Source organism: Burkholderia sp. AU19243, from assembly GCF_018148075.1.
Classification (GTDB): Bacteria; Pseudomonadota; Gammaproteobacteria; order Burkholderiales; family Burkholderiaceae; genus Burkholderia; species Burkholderia latens_A.
In genome coordinates, this window is sequence record NZ_JAGSTV010000023.1 from 17,100 (window position 1) to 37,304 (window position 20,205).

19 protein-coding genes are annotated in these 20,205 nt (G+C 68.2%); 14 read left to right on the top strand and 5 right to left on the bottom strand.

The genetic code is table 11. The annotated features are described in order from the left end of the window. Positions 1-41: 41 nt before the first annotated feature. From KDW55_RS27710 to KDW55_RS27740, 7 genes are all read left to right on the top strand, one after another. Positions 42-728 carry an orotate phosphoribosyltransferase gene (locus KDW55_RS27710; protein ID WP_006752465.1) on the top strand — a complete coding sequence of 229 codons (687 nt, stop codon included), beginning with the start codon at positions 42-44 and terminating at the stop codon, positions 726-728. A 249-nt stretch (positions 729-977) separates the two neighbouring features. Further along, on the top strand, positions 978-1,580 hold the full coding sequence (locus KDW55_RS27715) for a YbhB/YbcL family Raf kinase inhibitor-like protein (protein ID WP_212161788.1): 603 nt from the start codon (positions 978-980) through the stop codon (positions 1,578-1,580). A 217-nt stretch (positions 1,581-1,797) separates the two neighbouring features. After that, on the top strand, positions 1,798-2,370 hold the full coding sequence (locus KDW55_RS27720) for a flavodoxin family protein (RefSeq protein WP_040142992.1): 573 nt from the start codon (positions 1,798-1,800) through the stop codon (positions 2,368-2,370). A gap of 193 nt (positions 2,371-2,563) precedes the next feature. Beyond that, positions 2,564-3,514, top strand: coding sequence for an N-acetyl-gamma-glutamyl-phosphate reductase (gene argC / locus KDW55_RS27725; protein WP_040142990.1), 951 nt, complete (start codon positions 2,564-2,566; stop codon positions 3,512-3,514). 428 nt (positions 3,515-3,942) lie between these two features. After that, positions 3,943-5,370, top strand: coding sequence for a DUF2957 domain-containing protein (locus KDW55_RS27730; protein ID WP_040142989.1), 1,428 nt, complete (start codon positions 3,943-3,945; stop codon positions 5,368-5,370). A 153-nt stretch (positions 5,371-5,523) separates the two neighbouring features. Next, complete coding sequence (locus tag KDW55_RS27735; protein WP_059547992.1) at positions 5,524-6,771, top strand: DUF2957 domain-containing protein; 1,248 nt, start codon at positions 5,524-5,526, stop codon at positions 6,769-6,771. Between the two features lie 16 nt (positions 6,772-6,787). Next, the gene (locus KDW55_RS27740) at positions 6,788-7,621 is read left to right on the top strand and encodes an OmpW family outer membrane protein (RefSeq protein ID WP_040142985.1); all 834 of its coding nucleotides are present in this window, start codon (positions 6,788-6,790) and stop codon (positions 7,619-7,621) included. Between the two features lie 211 nt (positions 7,622-7,832). Here the strand turns inward: KDW55_RS27740 and KDW55_RS27745 are convergent, their stop codons facing one another. Continuing rightward, the gene (locus tag KDW55_RS27745; RefSeq protein ID WP_069240828.1) at positions 7,833-8,753 is read right to left on the bottom strand and encodes a LysR family transcriptional regulator; all 921 of its coding nucleotides are present in this window, start codon (positions 8,751-8,753) and stop codon (positions 7,833-7,835) included. 97 nt (positions 8,754-8,850) lie between these two features. Between KDW55_RS27745 and KDW55_RS27750 the strand changes: the two genes are divergently transcribed. After that, entirely contained in the window at positions 8,851-10,128 is a 1,278-nt protein-coding gene (locus KDW55_RS27750) for an MFS transporter (protein ID WP_059548174.1), read from the top strand. Positions 10,129-10,254: 126 nt separating this feature from the next. On the opposite strand, the gene KDW55_RS27755 is transcribed toward KDW55_RS27750, so the two are convergent. Next, on the bottom strand, positions 10,255-10,890 hold the full coding sequence (locus tag KDW55_RS27755) for a LysE family translocator (protein WP_212161790.1): 636 nt from the start codon (positions 10,888-10,890) through the stop codon (positions 10,255-10,257). Positions 10,891-10,961: 71 nt separating this feature from the next. Further along, positions 10,962-11,831 carry an NAD(P)-dependent oxidoreductase gene (locus KDW55_RS27760; RefSeq protein WP_069240829.1) on the bottom strand — a complete coding sequence of 290 codons (870 nt, stop codon included), beginning with the start codon at positions 11,829-11,831 and terminating at the stop codon, positions 10,962-10,964. A gap of 95 nt (positions 11,832-11,926) precedes the next feature. Here KDW55_RS27760 and KDW55_RS27765 point away from each other — a divergent pair, with 95 nt between their 5' ends. After that, complete coding sequence (locus KDW55_RS27765) at positions 11,927-12,715, top strand: Mut7-C RNAse domain-containing protein (protein ID WP_209821286.1); 789 nt, start codon at positions 11,927-11,929, stop codon at positions 12,713-12,715. A 79-nt stretch (positions 12,716-12,794) separates the two neighbouring features. Here KDW55_RS27765 and KDW55_RS27770 read toward each other — a convergent pair whose 3' ends face one another. Next, entirely contained in the window at positions 12,795-13,028 is a 234-nt protein-coding gene (locus KDW55_RS27770) for a hypothetical protein (protein WP_040142978.1), read from the bottom strand. Between the two features lie 367 nt (positions 13,029-13,395). Here KDW55_RS27770 and KDW55_RS27775 point away from each other — a divergent pair, with 367 nt between their 5' ends. Genes KDW55_RS27775 through KDW55_RS27790 form a run of 4 tightly spaced genes read left to right on the top strand, consistent with a single transcriptional unit; the run spans position 13,396 to position 17,654 of the window. Continuing rightward, positions 13,396-14,601, top strand: a complete 1,206-nt coding sequence (locus KDW55_RS27775) for an efflux RND transporter periplasmic adaptor subunit (protein WP_212161791.1) — start codon at positions 13,396-13,398, stop codon at positions 14,599-14,601. A 10-nt stretch (positions 14,602-14,611) separates the two neighbouring features. Beyond that, positions 14,612-15,310, top strand: a complete 699-nt coding sequence (locus KDW55_RS27780) for an ABC transporter ATP-binding protein (protein WP_212149701.1) — start codon at positions 14,612-14,614, stop codon at positions 15,308-15,310. Between the two features lie 18 nt (positions 15,311-15,328). Beyond that, positions 15,329-16,483 (top strand): ABC transporter permease, encoded by a 1,155-nt coding sequence (locus KDW55_RS27785; protein WP_040142974.1) that lies wholly within the window; start codon positions 15,329-15,331, stop codon positions 16,481-16,483. A gap of 4 nt (positions 16,484-16,487) precedes the next feature. Then, the gene (locus tag KDW55_RS27790) at positions 16,488-17,654 is read left to right on the top strand and encodes an ABC transporter permease (RefSeq protein WP_212161792.1); all 1,167 of its coding nucleotides are present in this window, start codon (positions 16,488-16,490) and stop codon (positions 17,652-17,654) included. Positions 17,655-17,856: 202 nt separating this feature from the next. Here KDW55_RS27790 and KDW55_RS27795 read toward each other — a convergent pair whose 3' ends face one another. Then, complete coding sequence (locus KDW55_RS27795) at positions 17,857-18,483, bottom strand: DUF2239 family protein (protein ID WP_212161793.1); 627 nt, start codon at positions 18,481-18,483, stop codon at positions 17,857-17,859. 345 nt (positions 18,484-18,828) lie between these two features. Between KDW55_RS27795 and KDW55_RS27800 the strand changes: the two genes are divergently transcribed. Next, positions 18,829-20,169 (top strand): MFS transporter, encoded by a 1,341-nt coding sequence (locus tag KDW55_RS27800; RefSeq protein WP_040142968.1) that lies wholly within the window; start codon positions 18,829-18,831, stop codon positions 20,167-20,169. Positions 20,170-20,205 lie beyond the last annotated feature (36 nt).

Genomic DNA, 20,205 nt, shown 5'->3' on the forward strand with positions numbered 1-20,205 from the left:
GGGCCCGCGCCCGCTCTTCGCTCATCACCCAAGGAATGCCCATGACAGGCTACGATCGTCAGTCGATCTCGGATACGACCGCCAAAATCCTGCTCGAAGTGCAGGCGGTGCACTTCAATGCCGAAAAACCGTTCATCTTCACGTCCGGCTGGGCAAGCCCCGTCTACATCGACTGCCGCAAGCTGATCTCGTATCCGCGCGTGCGTCGTGCGCTGATGGAAATGGCGGAAACGACGATCATGCGCGACGTCGGCTTCGAGCAGATCGATTCGGTGGCGGGCGGCGAGACGGCCGGCATCCCGTTCGCGGCATGGCTCGCGGACCGGATGATGGTGCCGATGCAGTACGTGCGCAAGAAGCCGAAGGGTTTCGGTCGCAACGCGCAGATCGAGGGTCATCTGGAAGAAGGCTCGCGCGTGCTGCTGGTGGAAGACCTGACGACCGACAGCCGCAGCAAGATCAACTTCGTGAACGCGCTGCGCACCGCGGGCGCGACGGTGAACCACTGCTTCGTGCTGTTCCACTACAACATCTTCAAGGAAAGCGTGTCGGTCCTGAAGGACATCGACGTCGACCTGCACGCGCTCGCGACGTGGTGGGACGTGCTGCGCGTCGCGAAGGCATCGGGCTACTTCGAGACCAAAACGCTCGACGAAGTCGAGAAATTCCTGCACGCACCGGCCGAATGGTCGGCTGCGCACGGCGGCGCAACCGCGCCGAAGGAATGACGCGGCGCCGGCTTGCTGGCCGGCATCCCCGCTGAACGTGGCTTCAAAAAACCGCTCGCTTCACCGCGAGCGGTTTTTTTTCGTCGGTCGATCAGGATCGGGATCATGCCGAATCGCCGGCCACTGCCTGCATCCTCATCGAACCCTAATGCTAGACTTGATCCATCGCCGCCATCAGCTGCGCGGGCAACGTACAACGCCAACAATGCCGGGAGCCTCGCCCGGCCCACGTGACGGGAGATGCGCCATATGCGTGTGGATCGCCGGATCACTTCGCCTGCGTCTCCGGGTCGTCCGTCTCCGTTCATCGCCGCCCTTCTCTGCGCCGCCGCGTGCGCCGCGCTCGCTCCGCTGCCCGCACGCGCGCAAGGGCCGTTCATCCTGTCGAGCAACGAACTCGCGTCCGGCGGCCGCGTACGCGCGGCGAACGTGTTCGACCGCGGCGACTGCAAGGGCGAAAACCGTTCGCCGCAGCTCAGCTGGCGCAATCCGCCGCCCGGCACGCGCGCGTACGCGATCACGATCTTCGATCCGGACGCGCCCGGGCACGGCTGGTGGCACTGGGCCGTCGCCGGCATCCCGGCAACCGTGACGAGCCTGCCCGCCGACGCGAGCGCGTCCGGCCTCCTGCGGCGCATCGGCGCGACCGAAGCGCGCAACGACTTCGGAATCGACGGCTACGGCGGTCCGTGCCCGCCGCCCGGCAAGCCGCACCGCTATGTAATCACCGTCTACGCGCTGAAGGGCACGGACCTGCGCGTCGCGCAGGGACGCCCCGCGCCGATGTTCGAGCACGAGATCGGCACGCTGACGATCGGCACCGCACAACTGACGGTGACCTACGGGCAATAAGCCCTTGCGCGGCGCCGCGCGCACGCGATGTCGCGATTACGCGCGGCCGCGAATTTCAGTGCGTCGCGGGCGCGCTTTCCTCTCGTCATTTCAGCTTGCTAGACTCGGCGGCACCGGTCGCGGCATCCCGCCGCGCATCCGTCGCGCCGCCCGCGTGCGGCGCGTGACGCGGCAGGCCGCGGCGCCCGCCGTGTCGTCCCTTTCCGGAGAACGCTTCATGTCGAACATCGTCATCGTCTATCACAGCGGCTACGGTCACACGCAGAAACTGGCCGACGCCGTCCACGCCGGCGCGCAGGATGCCGGCGCAACCGCAAGCCTGATCGCCGTCGGCGACCTCGACGACGCGGGCTGGGCCGCGCTCGACGCGGCGGACGCGATCGTCTTCGGCGCGCCGACCTACATGGGCGGCCCGTCCGCGCAGTTCAAGCAGTTCGCCGATGCCACGTCGAAACCGTGGTTCACGCAGAAATGGAAGGACAAGATCGCCGCAGGCTTCACGAACTCCGCGACGATGAACGGCGACAAGTTCTCGACGATTCAATATTTCGTCACGCTCGCGATGCAGCATGGAATGGTCTGGGTCGGCACGGGCATGATGCCGGCCAACTCGAAGGCGGCTACGCGCAACGACATCAATTACGTCGGCGGCTTCACGGGCCTGCTCGCGCAGTCGCCGGCGGATGCGACGCCCGACGAGGGCCCGCTGCCCGGCGACCTCGAAACCGCGAAGGCGTTCGGCCGGCGCGTCGCCGAAGCGACCGCGCGCTGGGTGGCCGGCGGCCGCTGAACGCGATCGTACGCCGGTCGGTCCGCCCACTGGCGCCGCCGGCGGCGACCGCGCGGCGCCGCGCGCGCCAAAGGGACACAAGACGGCCCGCGGGCCGTCTTTTTTCGACCCGTGCGGTGCAGGGCCGCCGGCTCACGCCTTAAAATGGCGGTTTCAGGGCGCCGCGGCTCCCGTTTCATTCAGTGAGAGCGAAATGAGCACCAAAGTTTTTGTCGACGGCCAGGAAGGCACGACCGGCCTCAAGATCTTCGAATACCTGTCGGCGCGCAACGACATCGAGATCCTGCGCATCGAGGAAGCGAAGCGCAAGGACGTCGACGAGCGCCGCCGTTTGATCAACGCGTCGGACGTCACGTTCCTGTGCCTGCCGGACGTCGCGTCGCGCGAATCCGCATCGCTGGTCGAGAACCCGAACACGACGCTGATCGATGCGAGCACCGCGTTCCGCACGAACGCCGACTGGGCATACGGGCTGCCGGAACTGACGCGCGCGCAGCGCGAAAAGATCCGCACGTCGAAGCGCATCGCCGTGCCGGGCTGCCATGCGTCGGCGTTCGTGCTTGCGATGCGCCCGCTCGTCGATGCGGGGATCGTCGCCCCGACCTTCGCCGCGCACAGCTACTCGATCACCGGCTACAGCGGCGGCGGCAAATCGATGATCGCCGAATACGAAAACGCGGCGCCCGGCGGCAAGCTCGCGAGCCCGCGGCCGTACGCGCTCGCGCTCGCGCACAAGCACCTGCCGGAAATGGCCGCGCACACGGGCCTCGTGCACGCGCCAGTCTTCACGCCGATCGTCGGGCCGTTCCTGAAGGGCCTCGCGGTGACGACGTACTTCTCGCCGGAGCAGCTCGCGAAGCGCGCGACGCCGCAGGACGTGCAGCGCGTGTTCGCCGAATACTACGCGGACGAACCGTTCGTGCGCGTCGCGCCGTTCAACGCGGACGACAATCTCGACAGCGGCTTCTTCGACGTGCAGGCGAACAACGACACGAACCGCGTCGACTTGTTCGTGTTCGGCAACGAAGAACGCTTCGTCACGGTGGCGCGCCTCGACAACCTGGGCAAGGGTGCGTCGGGCGCGGCGATCCAGTGCATGAACCTCAACATCGGCGCCGCCGAGGATACCGGCCTCAAGCGCTGATCCCCCTTGCATCGGATGCAAAGCCGGCCGCTGGCCGGCTTTTTATTTGCTCGCGCGAGGCAATAAATAAAATCCGGTTCATGGATTTACAAATATTTACAAGCTTTCGATTGCGCGATTACCGGCAAATTAATTTCACGAATTTTTCTCCAGTCGATCCCGCATAGGGATAAACCGGATATCGCCGCTTTAAACAGTGCCGTTATACGCGGGAAGGCTCCGCGGGCCGCCGATGCGTGGCGGCAACCCCACTCAAGCGGGACTCTAGCGCACTCCTCTCGTTTTAATTCTTACTGAAAGCCAGATCCGGCAAGGGCATATGGCGCGTCTTTTGTTTCAATCGCCTTTTTTAGACGAGTTCATCAATTGACAGCAAAAATCCAGGCGGCCACATTAGCTCGCACAATTAAACGATTGGAGACAGCGGCATGTCGCACGCCTTATCGAAGGGGGTGGCAACGGCCTTTGCCATCGCCCCTTTCCTGGTTGCCTGTGGTGGAGGGGATTCCGGCGGCTCGCTCGCGCCGATCAACGCGCCCCAATGTTCCGGATCGAGCTGTGGCACGCAAGGGCCGCCTCCGTCGCAGCCCGTCAACGGCGCGCTGTGTCCGGCCGACGCCGACATCGTGAAGAGCACGTACCTCGGCGGCGCCGGTAGCGGCGAGATCGTCAGCGTCAACATCGACGCAGTTGCGATGACGTACACGCTCAAGTGGCTCGAGTCGCCGATTCCGCTCGCGACCGGCACGGTCACGCCGAGCCGCGCCGGCACGACGATCACCGGCAAGGTCGTTCATCCGCCGACGGGCACGCTGCCGACCGCGGAACAGACGCGCTGCGCGTTCGTCCTCACGCCCGGCTCGGGCACGGCACCGAACGGCTCGACCTATTCGACGGCCGCCGACTTCAATCAGGCGAATCCGCCGATGCTGCTGGTCGGCATGGGCGTCGCGGGCGGCGGGATTCCCGGCGCGACGATTCAGTACGACGGGCTGACGATTACCGTCGCCGGCGTCCCGATCTACAAGAACGTCGGCCAGGTGCCGAACCGCCACTTCGACTTCTATCCGTTCCTCGGTTTCGCGAGCACGACGACCGACCTCACGAAGCTGCCGGGTACCTACAACGCACTGCTGTACCACCTGGTGCCGTCCGGCAACTACGCGACGAAGGGCACGAATTCGAGCGAGACGTTCGACGCGAACGGCGCGTGTACGTCGACGGGTTCGGGCGGCTGCCTGACGACCGGCGATCCGTGGACGGTCAACACTGCAAACGGCGGCTACCTCGACAGCGCGAAAGCGCCGCAGATCCTGCCGCAGACGCAGTTGCCGCTCGTCGGCGCGACGGGCAAGTCGGCGACCGCGCACATGGTGATCGGCCAGCTCAACGGCGCGACCGTGCCGGTGGTGGTCCGCACGGGCTACGTGTATCTGGGCACGGACCTGGCACTGCACACCGACGCCAAGGTCGACGACGAATCGGGCATCGCGGTGCTGGCCAAGGCAACCGCGATCCAGTCGGGCGCGATCGACGGCGGCTACGCGGGCGCGGATTCGAACTTCAAGTACACGGCCGCACTGATCCGCGGCGGCAACGCGTCGTTCATCAACCCGACCACGCAGGCCGAAGAAGACGGCTTCACGCTCGACTACGGCCAGGCAACGCCGGGCCTGCTCAACACGACGACGATTCCGAAGAGCGGTGCGGCCGCATCCGGCGTCGTGATCGCGACGGGCGGCCTCTATGCGGCACTGATCCAGGGCACGGTGAACGGCGGCGTCACTGCGACGTCGGCGAACGCGAGCACGTCGTCGAGCCCGTACTTCGGTGTAGGCGCGCAGATCAGCAAGTAGCGATCGGGCACGCGGCGGCGGGCTGCCTGCCGCCGCGCAATGCAGAGACGGCACGAAACGAGCGCCCGGCACGGCGCCGGCAGCACGAGCACAAGCAACAGAAGCGGCCGACAGGGAGCTGGCCGCCGCACAAGACAAATCTGGAGGAGCAACATGAAGCGCAACCTCGTTCTGGCAGCGGCCTTTGCCGCCCCCCTTCTTTCCGCATGCGGCGGCGGCGGCGACGGCGACAATCCGCCGCCGCTCGTCGAAGAGCGGCTGTGCCCGGCATCGCTCGATTACAGCACGGTGTTCACCGGCGGCGCGGGCAGCGGCGAACTCGCGAAGGTCCAGCTCGACACGACGAAGATGACCTGGCAGGTCACGTATATCGAATCGGCGGTGCCGCAAAAGACGGGCACGGTGACGCCGACGCGCGCGGGCACGGTCGACAGCGGCACGCTCACGCAGGAAACGCTGCTGCCGACGAACAAGCTGAACCAGTGCGCGTTCCGGCTGAACGGCGCGAGCCTCGATCCGTCGCGGCCGGCCCGCATCTTCGTCGGCTTCGGCGTCGCGGGCGGGACGATTCCCGGCAAGGAGATCCAGTTCGACGGTGTGCTCGGCCAGGCCGCGGTGCCCGACACGAAATTCCCGTACTACCCGTTCATCGGCTTTTCGTCGATCGAGACCGACATCACGAAGGTCGCCGGCACGTACAGCCACATCGGATTCGGCGAAGTGCCGTCGCAGAAGTTCGCGCCAGCATCGATCGATGCGAAGGTGACGATCAACGCGGACGGCACGTGGAGCAAGTGCGACACGACCGGCCAGTTCGCCGGGGGCGCGTGCACGCAGAAGGGCACGAACTTCGTGCCGTCGGCCGACGGCAGCGGCGCGTTCCAGTCGAACAACTACGCGAGCCAGCTGAAGCCGACGCTGTCGGCGACCCCGCAGGGCAAGGGCTTCATGATCGTCGGCAAGCTGCGCAACCAGCTGGTGCCGATCCTCGTGCGCACGGGCGTCGCGAACCCGAACCCGACGCCCGACAGCAACGGCGTGCCCGGCCTGACCGCAGATGACGAATCGAGCATCTCGATCCTCGCGCCGCAAACGGCGATCGCGGCCGGCTCGCAGAACGGCGAGTACATCGGCGTCGACAGCCAGTTCGACTACCGGACCACCGCGCTGATCAACAACCAGGCCACGCTGCTCGATCCGTTCCAGCCGTCGCAGGCGTCGCTCGCGACCGCGCTCGACCTCGACTACACGCAGAAGGTGCCGGGTACGGTCACGACGATCCACACGGGTTCGGGCAGCACGTCGCCGACCGGCAAGTTCATCTTCACGGGTGGCGTGTTCGGTTTCCTCGACAACGCGGGTTCGACGCCGTATTTCACGATCGGCGCGTTCGTCCAGTAAGCGGAGGAAAGCCGTGATGAAGAAGACTCTTCTCTGCGCGGCGGCCGGGGCCGCTGCCCTGGCGCCGCTCGCGGCGCACGCGCAGAGCGCCGGCAGCAACGTCGTCACGCTCGGCTGGTTCCACGTGATGCCGCAGCAAAGCAGCACGCCGATGACGACCAACGTCGCGCCGACGCCGATCAACACCCCGCTGCGGCTGCCGCCCTCGTTCACGTCGCCGGGCACCGGGCTGCACACCAGCGGCGCCGACACGGTCGGCCTGACGGTCAGCCACTTCCTGACCGACCATATCGCGGTCACGTCGGTGGCCGGCGTGCCGCCCGTGTTCAAGGTGTCGGGCCAGGGCACGATCAAGCCGCCCGGCCCTGCCGGCGCGCTCGGTACGCAGAACATCGGGCTCGCGTCGGTGAACCCGATCGTGAAGAGCGTGCGGCAGTGGAGCCCGGCGGTGCTGCTGCAGTACTACTTCGGACAGGCGACCGCGAAGTTCCGGCCGTTCCTCGGGCTCGGCGTGTCGTACAACTGGTTCAGCGACTTGCAGCTCAACACGAACTTCATCAAGCAGACGCAGGACAACCTCGGCGCGATTCTCGCGGCGGGCGCGGGCAAGCCGGGCACGACCTCGGTGGAGGCGAAGGCGTCGTCGTCGTGGCAGCCGGTGTTCAACGCGGGCCTGCAATACAACATGACGGAGCACTTCGGGCTGATTGCATCGGTGACCTACATTCCGCTGAAGACGACGTCGACCGTGACGATCAAGGCAGCCGACGGCACGGTGCTCTCCGAGTCGAAATCGGACCTGAAGGCCGACCCGATCATCAGCTACGTCGGGATGACCTACAAGTTCTGACGCTGCGCATCGGAGACGGAAGACGGCCGGAGGCCGAGTGGATGACCCGCGCCAAAAACGCGGGCAAAAAAAAGCCCGCCTAAGAGGCGGGCTGAATCCATATCAGAGGAGACATGGAGGAGACAGGTGTAACTATAGCGAATCGATTTCCGCATTGCAACATTTCCGTAGAGAAAATACGGATTTTCCCTCGACTACCTGCTCTAAATCGCTAATCGTTATCCGACCCCTTCGACGTCTCCCGCTCCAGCACCTCGCCCAGCGCGTCCCGCAGCAGCGCGACCGGCCGCGTCAAGCGGCCCGGCAGCGCGCCGTGCACGATCCACACGTTGATCCGCGTTTCCAGGCCGGCCGTTTCCACCACCCTCAGCGCATCGCGATGCGCGCTGCGCGCCAGCGCGTTCGGCGGCGCGATGCCGATGCCGGCGCCGCGCGCGACCAGCGACAGCTGCAGTTCCGAGCCGAACGCCTCGACCGCGACGTCGAACGGCAGCCCGGCCGCGCCGAGCGCACGGCTCAGCGCTGAACGCATCCCGCATCCGTCCTGGCTCAGCACCCACGGGAAACCCGACAGCACGTCGAGCGACAGCGGGCCGTCCGGCAACGGAAAGTCGCGCGCAGCCACGAGCACCGTCGGCTGTGTGCCGAGCAGCGTGGCCGTCAGCGTGTCGGGGAGCACCGCGCTCGCCGGCACCATCACCGTCGCGACGTCCAGCGTGCCGCGCTCGATCGCCTGCACGAGCGCCGGCGACCAGCCGGCCGTCACACGCAGCGTCAGCCGTGGAAACGCATCGCGGAGCCGGTCGATCGGCCGCTCGAGCGCCAGCTCGGACAGGAACGGCGGCACGCCGATGCGCAGCTCGCCGGACGGCTCGCTGTCGGGCGCACCGGCCGCCATCAACTCGTCGACCGCGCAGAGCACGTTGCGGGCGAGCGCGTAGACGTCGCGCCCGGCCGCGGTCGGCTTCAGCGGCTTGCTCTGCCGCTCGAGCAGCGGCATGCCGAGCAGCGTCTCGAGGTTCTGCACGCGGCGTGTGAGGCCCGGCTGCGTCAGATGGAGCTTCGCGGCCGCGGCGACCATCGACCCGCTGTCGACCACCGCGACGAACGCCTGCAGATCACGCGTATTCAAAGCAAACTCGCATAATCAAGTTAGACATATTTCAATTGTCGCATAAAGAGCGGGCTCCTACGATTGGGATTCCTTCGATCGACCTATGGATTTCCCGATGAACTGCCCTGCCGATTCCTGCCCTGCCGCCGTGCGCACCGCGCGCGGCGCGGCGCCCGCGCTGAGCGCGGGCATGACGCTCTTCTTCGCCGCGACCGTCGGCGTGATCGTGATGGACCTGTTCGCCGCGCAGCCGTTGACAGGCCCGATCACCGCCGACCTTCACCTGCCGCCCGGCCTCACGGGCGTTGTCGCGACGCTGCCGCAACTCGGTTACGCAGCCGGCCTCGTGCTGCTGGTGCCGCTCGTCGACTTGCTCGAGAACCGCCGCCTGATCGTCGCGACGCAGATCGCGTGCGCGGCCGCCCTCGCGCTGCCGGCCTTCACGCGCTCCGGCACGGTGTTCCTGCTCGCGACGCTGGCTGCCGGCGCAGCGTCGAGCGTGATTCAGATGCTGGTGCCGATGGCCGCGTCGATGGCGCCCGAAGCGCAGCGCGGCCGCGCGGTCGGCAACGTGATGAGCGGGCTGATGCTCGGCATCCTGCTGTCGCGGCCCCTCGCCAGCCTGATTGCAGGCACCGCCGGCTGGCGCGCGTTCTACGCGCTGGCCGCGCTGGCAAACGCGGCGATCGCGGCGGTGCTCGCGCTGCGCCTGCCGCCGCGCGTGCCGGCGGCGACGGCCGGCTATCGCGCGCTGCTCGCATCGATGGGCCGGCTGCTGGCCGACGAGCCGGTATTGCGCCGCCACGCCGTTTCCGCAGCGCTCGCGATGGCCGCGTTCAGCGCATTCTGGACGGCCATCGGGCTGCGGCTCGCGCAGCCGCCGTTCGGCCTCGACCTGCACGGGATCGCGCTGTTTGCGTTTGCCGGCGCGAGCGGTGCGATCGTCACGCCGCTGGCTGGCCGCGCCGGCGATCGCGGCCACGGCCCGGCTGCGCAGCGCGTCGCACACGTGACGATGCTGGCCGCTCTCACCGTGCTCGGCATCGCCGGTGCGGGCTGGTTCGGTTTCGATGCGCATGCGCATCGCGGCGTCGCGCTGGCATTGCTGGCCGGCGGCGCGGCGCTGCTCGATGCGGGCGTAATCGTCGACCAGACGATCGGCCGCCGCGACATCAACCTGCTGAACCCGGCCGCGCGCGGGCGGCTGAACGGCTTGTTCGTCGGGCTGTTCTTCGTCGGTGGCGCACTCGGCGCGGCGCTCGCCGGCAGCGCGTGGGCGTGGGGCCGGTGGAGCGCCGTGTGCGGCGTGGGTTTCGCATTCGCGGGCGCAGCGGCCGCGTTCGGCTTGTCGGCGGCGCGCCGGACCCGCGCCACCGCATGGCCGCGCGCGTAATCCCCGGATGACCGGGCGTGACCGCCGCATGATCGGCGCGCTACCGCGGCGCGGATGTGAAAACGCCCCGTCCTCTGGCGAGGTACGGGGCGTCCGGCAGACCGTAACGGCCGCAGAGGCCAGGAATCAGTGACGGACCAGCGCCATCATCGCGCCGAAGCCGACGAACAGGCCGCCCGTCAGCCGGTTGAAGGCCTTCGCGACACTCTGGCTCTTCAGCGTCGCGCCGATGCGCGTGCCGAACGACGCGTACACGAGATACCAGCTGACCTCGATCGCCGCGAACGTGACGACGAGAATGCCGAATTGCGGCAGCGTCGGCTCGGCCGCATTGATGAACTGCGGCAGCAGCGCGGCAGCGAACAGGATCGCCTTCGGGTTGCTGCCGGCGACCAGGAAACCGTTGCGGAACAGCGCACAGCGAGATGCGGACGCGTGGTGCGACACCGCATCGACGTCGGCGGCCGGCGCGTCGTCGACGCGGGCGCGCCACGCCTTCACGCCGAGATAGATCAGGTACGCGGCGCCCGCGAAGCGCAGCGTATTGAACATCGCCGGCCACGCTTCGAGCACCGCCCCGAGCCCCGCCGCGGACACCGCGAGCATCAGCACCAGCGCAGTCAGGCAGCCGGCCATCGTCGCGGACGAACGGCGCAGCCCGTGCCGTGCGCCGTGCGTCATCACCAGCAACATGTTCGGCCCCGGAATCGCCGACACGACGAACACCGTCGCCACGAAAAGCCACCATGTATGCAGGTTCATGCGCGCCTCAGCCGAAAGAAAAACGAATTGCCGATTATGCCGCGTGCGCGGCGTTTCTGTCCCGCGCCGGCTCAGCGGCCCGCGCGGCGCAACGCGACTTCGCCGAGCACCGCGAAGTCCTGCTCGCCGCCGCCGTGCGCGAGCGCATCGAGCAGGCTGTCGCGCACGACGCTCGCGACCGGCAGCGGCACCGACGCCGCGTCGCCGGCCTCCAGCGCAAGCCGGACGTCCTTGAGCCCGAGGCGCGCCTTGAAGCGCGCGGGCTCGTAAGCGCGCTCGGCAATCATCCCGCCGTAGCCGGCGTAGACAGGCCCGGGAAACACGCTGTTCGTGATCACGTCGAGGAAGTCGCGCATCGCGACGCCATGCGCGCCGAGCAGCGCCGACGCCTCGCCGAGCGTCTCGATCGCGGACGCGAGCGTGAAGTTCGCGGCGATCTTCGCGACGTTCGCATGCTGCGGCAGCGAGCCGAACCGCCACGTCTTCTGGCCGATCACGTCGAACAGCGGCTGCACGCGGTCGATTGCCTCGGCCGGTCCGCCGGCCATGATCGTCAGCCGCGCGGCGGCCGCGACGTCCGGGCGGCCCATCACCGGCGCGGCGACGTAGTCGAGGCCGCGCGACGCATGCGCATGCGCGAGCGATTCGGCGAGCGCGACCGATACCGTCGCCATGTTTACGTGGATCAGGCCGCGCGGCGCCTGCGCGAGCAGCGCGTCGTCGAATACCGCGCGCGCGGCCGCATCGTCGGCCAGCATCGAGAACACGGCGTCGCCGCGAAACGCGTCGGCCGGCGTCGCGACGATCTGCGCGCCGACCGCCGCGAGCGGCTCGGCACGCTCGCGCGACCGGTTCCAGACCCGCACGGTGTGTCCCGCCTTCAGCAGGTTCGTCGCGATCGCCTGCCCCATTTCGCCCAGCCCGATAAACCCGAGATCCATTTCCCGCTCCTTCGACTCTTGAAGCGGGGAGTTAAACACAGGTGGCCGCCGCCTGCAGCCCCGCAGCCGGCCGCGCGCGGTGCGATACTGCGCGGATGGCGACCGCGACCTTCCGCTTCCACGACGAGCTGAACGCGTTTGTCGCGCCCGCGCAGCGCGAATGCGCATTCGTGCACGCGTTCGCGCGCGACGCGACGGTCAAGCACGCGATCGAGGCGCTCGGCGTCCCGCATACGGAAATCGGCCGGCTCCGCGTGAACGGCGCGCCGGCCGCGCTCGATCGGCCGCTTGCCGACGGCGACCACGTCGACGTCCATCCGGAACGCGCGCCACCGCCGGCCGAAGCGCCGCCGCAGCAGCACGAGCAGTGGCGCTTCGTCGCCGACGCGCACCTCGGCGGCCTCGCGCAGCTGTTGCGCCTCGCCGGCTTCGACACCTGCTACGACAACCACTACCGCGACGACGAGCTCGTCGCGCTCGCCGCGCGCGAAGGCCGGATCGTGCTGAGCCGCGACCGCGAGTTGCTCAAGCGCCGCGCGGTCGTGCGCGGCTGTTACGTGCACGCTCGGCAGCCGGACGCGCAGCTGCGCGAGCTGTTCACGCGGCTTGGCCTCGCGCCGTACATGCGCCCGTTCCGGCTGTGCCTGCGCTGCAACGCCCCCCTGCACGCGCTCGATGCAGCCGACGCCGCGCCGCGCGTGCCGCCCAGCGTGCGCGACCGGCATCGGCGCTTCGCCGCATGCGACGTGTGCCGCCGCGTATTCTGGGAAGGGTCGCACTGGAAACGGATGCGTGCGGTAGTCGATGCGATGCGCGCGCCGCCGGGTGCAGACCGCGCGAAGCCGGCGGACACGCCAATCGCGACGGGCCCGGCCGACGCCTGAAAAAACAAAACCCCGCAGGCCGGAGCGTGCGGGGTTTCGCGACGGGGTGGCCGGCGATGCCGGCCCCGGCGAAGCGTGCTTAGTTCTGCGTGCCTGCGTCGTTCGTGCCAGCCGCCGATGCAGCAGCAGCCTTGGCCTGGCCCTTCTTCGAGCCGTGGTGCTTCAGCGCATGCTTCGGCTTGCTGTGATCCTTCTTGGCCGGCGCCGACGCGGCGGCCGACGTGTCGGCTGCCGGCGCGGACGCCTGTGCGAATGCCGAAACCGATGCGAGAGCGAATGCTGCGGCGATGATCGAAGCGAGCGTCTTCTTCATTGTTCTTCCTTTAGCGGAGAAAAAGTCAAACGTACCGGTAAGAGATGCGAGGCATCCGCATCGGAACGTCAGTCGCGCCGGAGTGCCGGTCGCCGCCGGACGGGTCGGTTCGCACCTTTCCGCCTCAGCCAATACTGACGCACTGGCTCCATAACGCGCCGCGCGCGCGCCGAGTTGACACGTTCGCAGCATCCTCGGGTTTCCCCGGGGTACGTCGCCCGGGCCCCGTGCGACGGCCGTGCGCCCGTGTGCCAATCGTCCGACAAACCGCCTCTCGCGCCCGCCGCGGCGACGCTATACTGGCCTCCTTCCGATCCAACCGGATCGCGGCCGGACACGCGACGGCCGCCGACGCGAGGCGCCCAAATTGCCCGATCACAATCTGGACAAACTGAAAATCGACCGGCGTCCCGTCGCGCCCGCGCCACGCCGGCGCCGGTGGGCGCGCTATGCGGCCGCGGCCGCCCTCGTCATCGCCGCGATCGTGGCCGCGCTCGCGCTCACCGGCCGGCCGACGGTCGATACGACGTCCGTCACGTCCGCATACCCGTACCAGAACGACACGCAGCTGAACGCGACCGGCTACGTCGTGCCGCAGCGCAAGGCCGCGGTCGCGTCGAAAGGCCAGGGGCGCGTCGAATGGCTGGGCGTGCTCGAAGGCACGCGCGTGAAGCAGGACGAGATCATCGCGCGGCTCGAAAGCCGCGACGTGCAGGCGTCGCTCGCGCAGGCGCGCGCTCAGGTGCAGGTTTCGCGCGCGAACCTCGGCGTCGCGCAGGCCGAACTGAGGGACGCCGAGATCGCGCTGCGCCGCACCGCCGCACTCGCGCCCAAAGGCGCGGTGCCGGCTGCCCAACTCGACATCGACACCGCGCGCGTGAACAAGGCGCGCGCGACCGTCAACAGCGACCAGGCCGCGATCGTATCCGCCGAAGCGAACGCGCAGGCCGCGCAGGTCGCGGTCGACCAGACGGTGATCCGCGCGCCGTTCGACGGAATCGTGCTCGCGAAGCACGCGAACGTCGGCGACAACATCACGCCGTTCTCGTCCGCGTCGGACAGCAAGGGCGCGGTCGTGACGATCGCCGACATGGACACGCTCGAAGTCGAGGCCGACGTCGCCGAATCGAACATCGCGAAGATCCGCGCGGAGCAGCCGTGCGAGATCCAGCTCGACGCGCTGCCGGACATGCGCTTCGCGGGCCGCGTGTCGCGCATCGTGCCGACGGTCGACCGCTCGAAGGCAACAGTGCTCGTGAAGGTGCGCTTCGTGGACCGCGACGAACGCGTGCTGCCCGACATGAGCGCGAAGATCGCGTTCCTGTCGAAGCCCGCGTCGCCGCAGGACCGGCAGCCGGTGACGGCCGTGCAGGCGAGTGCAGTGGTCGAGCGCGACGGCCGCCCGGTCGTGTTCGTCGTAAAGGACGACACCGTGCGCGCAACCGCCGTCACCGAAGGCGCACGCATCGGCGAGCTCGTCGCGATCCGCGGCGTGAAGCCCGGCGACACGGTCGTGCTCGCCCCCGGCCCGAAGCTGAAGGACGGCGCGAAAGTGACCGTCGCGAAGAAGTAGCGTGGCAAGCGTGAACGACGCACGGCCGCCCCTCGTCGAACTCAGCCACGTCGCGAAGTCGTACCGGCGCGGCAACCAGGTCGTGCCGGTGCTGACCGACATCACGCTCGACATCGGCGAAGGCGACTTCGTCGCACTGATGGGCCCGTCCGGTTCCGGCAAGAGCACACTGCTCAATCTGGTGGCCGGCATCGACCGCCCCGACAGCGGCGAGCTGCGCGTAGGCGGTCTCGACATCTCGCAGCTCGACGAAGCGCAGCTGGCCGAGTGGCGCGCGGCGAACGTCGGCTTCATTTTCCAGTTCTACAACCTGATGCCGGTGCTGAGCGCGTTCGAGAACGTCGAGCTGCCGCTGCTGCTCACGAATCTGTCGCGCCGCGAGCGGCGCGAACGCGTCGAGCTGGTGCTCGACATGGTAAATCTCGGCGATCGCAAGAGCCACTATCCGTCCGAGCTGTCGGGCGGCCAGCAGCAGCGCGTCGCGATCGCACGCGCGCTGATCACCGATCCGGTGCTGATCGTCGCCGACGAACCGACCGGCGACCTCGACCGCGCGTCCGCGACGGACGTGCTCGCGATGCTGCAGCGGATGAACGCCGAGCTCGGCAAGACGATCATCATGGTGACGCATGACGCGCAGGCGGCCGGCGCCGCGCACTCGATCGTGCATCTCGAAAAAGGGGAGCTGATCGATGGGCACGCGGCCTGACCGACGCGAGCGCGCACGATGTACGTGCTGAAGCTGATCGCGCGCAATGCACTGCGGCACCGGCTGCGCACGCTGCTGACGGTGCTCGGGCTGACGATCGCCGTGCTCGCGTTCGGGCTGCTGCATACGGTGGTCGACGCGTGGTACGCCGGCGCGGCCGCCGCGTCGAGCGGCCGGCTCGTCACGCGCAACGCGATCTCGCTCGTGTTTCCGCTGCCGGTGAGCTACGAGAACCGGATCCGCGGTGTCGACGGCGTGACTGCGGTGGTGCGTTCGAACTGGTTCGGCGGCGTGTACCGCGATCCGAAAAACTTCTTCGCGAGCTTCGCGGTGTCGGAGAACTACCTCGACCTGTATCCGGAATTCATCCTCCCTGCGCAGCAGCGGGCCGACTACGACCGCGACCGGCGCGGCTGTCTCGTCGGGCGCCAGCTCGCGACGCAGTTCGGGTTCAAGGTCGGCGACGTGATTCCGCTGAAAGGCACGATCTACCCGGGCACGTGGGATTTCGTCGTGCGCGGCATCCTCGACGGCCGCGACGACTCGACGATCACACGCCAGCTGGTGTTCCACTGGGACTACCTGAACGAGACGGTGCGCAAGCGCACGCCGAAGCAGGCGGACCAGGTCGGCGTGTTCGTGCTCGGCGTCGCGAACCCGGACGACGGCGCCGCGATCGCGCGCAACGTCGACGCCGTCTTCAAGAATTCACTCGCCGAAACGCTGACCGAGACCGAGCAGGCTTTTCAGCTCGGCTTCGTCGCGATGTCGAACCAGATCATCGCGGCGATCCGCGTCGTGTCGTACGTGGTGATCCTGATCATCATGGCCGTGATGGCCAACGCGATGGCGATGAGCGCGCGCGAGCGCACCGCGGAATACGCGACGCTGAAGGCGCTCGGCTTCGGCCACGGCTTCATCGCGCTGATCGTGTTCGGCGAGTCGGTCGTGATCGCGGTGGCGGGCGGCACGCTCGGGATGCTCGCGACGCCGCCGGCCGCGAGCCTGTTCAAGCAGGCCGCGGGCGGCATCTTTCCGGTATTCAAGGTGTCGACCGCGACGATCGCGCTGCAGGCCGCGTGCTCGGTGGCGGTCGGCATCGCGGCCGCCATCGTGCCCGCGTGGCAGGCCGCACGCGTGCGCGTGGTCGAAGGCCTGCGGGCGATCGGTTAGGCGCATGGCGATTCCGCTCACCTACATCGCGCGCAACCTTTGGACGCGGCGGCTCACGACCGCGCTCACCGCGGGCGGGATGGCGCTCGTGATCTTCGTGTTCGCGACCGTGCAGATGCTCGACGCCGGGCTTACGCAGACGCTCGTATCGACCGGCGAAGCGGACAACGCGGTCGTGATCCGCAAGGGCGCGGAAACGGAAATCCAGAGCGCAATCGATCACCAGCAGGCGAATGCGCTCGAGATGCATCCGTCCGTCGCGCTCGGGCCCGACGGGCGGCCGCTGGTATCGAAGGAAGCGGTCGTGCTGATCTCGCTCGTGAAGACGACGAGCGGCAAGCCGTCGAACGTCGTGATCCGCGGCGTGTCGCCGGCCGGCCTCGCACTGCGTCCGCGCGTGAAGCTCGTCGCCGGCCGCCCGTTCGCGCCGGGTTCGTCGGAGATCGTCGTCGGCAGCGCGATCGCGAAAGGCTTCAGCGGCACCCAGCTCGGCGACCGGCTGCATTTCGCGCAACGCGACTGGACGGTCGTCGGCGTGTTCGATGCGGGCGGCAGCGGCTTCGACTCGGAAATCTGGGGCGACGTCGACCAGCTGATGCAGTCGTTCCGGCGCACCAGCTATTCGTCGATGGTGCTGCGCATCCCGAGCGCGGACGGCTTCGCGCGCTTCAAGGCCGACATCGACGTCGACCCGCGCCTGACCGACGAGGCCAAGCGCGAGCAGACGTTCTACGGCGACCAGTCGAAGGCGCTGTCGACCTTCATCAACATCCTCGGCATCACGCTGTCGACGATCTTCTCGATCGCCGCGATGATCGGCGCGATGATCACGATGTATGCGTCGGTCGCGAACCGCACCTCAGAGATCGGCACGCTGCGCGCGCTCGGCTTCAAGCGCATGAACGTGCTCGCCGCGTTCTTGCTCGAAGCGCTGCTGCTCGGCTTCGTCGGCGGCGTGATGGGGCTCGCGTGCGCGTCGCTGATGCAATTCGCATCGTTCTCGACGACGAACTTCCAGACCTTCGCCGACCTGTCGTTCCGCTTCGTGCTGACACCGGCAATCGTCGTGAAGACGCTGCTGTTCTCGCTCGTGATGGGGCTCGTCGGCGGGTTCCTGCCGGCGATGCGCGCCGCGCGGCTAAGCATCGTCGATGCGCTGCGCGCGCAGTGACGCGGGTGGCCGCCGCGCGCAGCGCGCATCGATTTTCCTGTCGCCGGATCGACCGCCCGATGCGCGGTCGTCGCGCCCGCGAGCGTCGAGCGATGCGCGCCGCGCAGGTGCGCCGGGCATGTCGCGCTCGGCCGTTGTCGCGGCTGGCGCGAGTGCGCGCCGCCGTTCAGATCGAACGGCGCCATCGCGCGGTATGCGTTCGTCAACAGGCGTCGACCGGCGGCGGCAGCTCGCCGCGCGCCAGCGCGAGCGCATGAACCCGCACGTCGTCCGGCCAGCCGGCGATCAGGTCCGCCATCCGCGCGAGGTCGTCCGCATACAGCGCGCGCGCCGCTTCCTCGAAATTCGGCAGGTCGCCCGCGATCGCCGACATGAAATGGTACGCGCGCGCTTGCGCATCGCGATGCCGGTCCGCCGCCGCGCGCATGCGCCGCGCGTCCTCGACCAACTTGCGCAGCGCGACCGATGCGCCGCCCGGCTGCGCGGCGAGCCAGTCCCAGTGACGCGGCAGCAACGTGACCTCACGCGACACGACACCGAGCTTCGGACGGCCGCGCCCGCGCTGTTCGCCTGCGCTCGCCGCGTCGCCGGGCGGCGTGGCCGGCTCGGCCGGCGCGGGTGCATAACGCGCACGGATGTCGTCCGCGGTGCCGCGCAGGTCGAGGTCGATCGCGCGGCCGGTCGAGTCGTCGAAGATCACGACCGAGCCGGACATCGCATCGCCATACGCGTGCCGGATCGCGACAGCCACCGCCGCGGGCGTGCCCGAGGCAACGCGCCGATGGCCGTCGAATGCCGTGCAGGAAGGTAGCGAGGTGGAAATCGTCATCGGAGCCGCCATCGTGAGTAGTGGGAATGGCGCTATTTTTATCCGGGTGTAAATTGGTTGTCAATATCACCCGGGTAAAATATTGCCGATTTCGGGTGGCGCGTCGCTGACGCGCGCACGTGAGCCCGTCGTTGGCCGTGCGGTCGCTGGTCACTCATCGATTCAAATCCTGAATCGATCAAGTCAGCAATTGGCATGAAAGTGCAAATGTCGCCATGACAGAATGACCCGGACGTCCTGCCACAGCGCAGCGGCGTTCGGCCTCCGGCCGGCCACCTCACTACAGAGAACGCGCATCGACGCGCAGCCGCACGACGGCACCTTCCGCTCTCGGAGGAGACAGTCATGAATCCGCTTCACGCATTGCCGGCGTCCGCGTCGGCAACGGCTCGGCGCACGCGCGTGCGCTGGCTCGTGCTGACCGTGCTGTTCGCGGTCACGACGATCAACTACGCGGATCGCGCGGCGATCGCGATTGCCGGCCCCGCGCTTGCACGCGCGATGCACCTGACGCACGTGCAGATGGGCTTCATCTTTTCGGCGTTCGGCTGGTCGTACGTGGTCGCGCAACTTCCGGGCGGCTGGCTGCTCGACCGCTTCGGGTCGCGCGTGGTCTACGCGTTCAGCATCTTCTTCTGGTCGCTGTTCACGCTGCTGCAAGGCAGCATCGGCTTCTTCAGCGGCGCGGCCGCGTTCGCCATGCTGTTCGGGCTGCGCTTCCTGGTCGGCGCGGCCGAGGCGCCGTCGTTCCCGGCCAACAGCCGGATCGTGTCGACCTGGTTCCCGGCAGCGGAGCGCGGCACCGCGTCGGCAATCTTCAACGCCGCGCAGTACGCGGCGACCGTCGTGTTCGCGCCGCTGATGGGCTGGCTCGTGCACGCGTTCGGCTGGCAGTCGGTGTTCGCGGTGATGGGCGTACTCGGCTTCGCGTTCGTGCTCGTGTGGAACCGCACGATGTACGACCCGAAGGTGCATCCGCGGATCAACCGCGCCGAACTCGACTATCTCGACGAAGGCGGCGCACTCGTCAACATCGACCAGGCGACCGGCGCGCGCGACGGCGGCCCGTCGATGCGTCACGTGAAGGCGCTCCTGAGAAACCGGATGCTGGTCGGCGTGTACGTCGCGCAGTACTGCATCAACGCGCTCACGTACTTCTTCATCACATGGTTTCCGGTCTATCTCGTGCAGGCGCGCGGGATGTCGATCCTCAACGCCGGGCTCGTCGCGTCGATCCCGGCGGTGTGCGGCTTCCTCGGCGGGATTCTCGGCGGCATCGTGTCCGACGCGCTGCTCAAGCAGGGGCGGTCGCTGTCGATCGCACGCAAGGTGCCGATCGTGATCGGCATGCTGCTGTCGATGTCGATGATCGTGTGCAACTACACCGACTCGCACGTGGTCGTCGTCGTGTTCATGGCGCTGTCGTTCTTCGGCAAGGGCCTCGGCGCGCTCGGCTGGGCGGTCAACGCCGACACCGCGCCGCGCCAGATCGCCGGGCTGAGCGGTGCGTTGCTCAATACATGCGGCAACCTTTCCAGCATCACGACGCCGATCGCGATCGGCTATATCGTCGATCGCAGCGGCTCGTTCAACGGCGCGCTGGTGTACGTCGTCGCGCACGCGCTCGTCGCCGTGGTCTGCTACCTGTTCGTCGTCGGCGAGATTCGCCGCGTCGAGCTGAACTGAACGGCGCGGGCCGCGCCGGCGCGTCCGGCGGCCTGC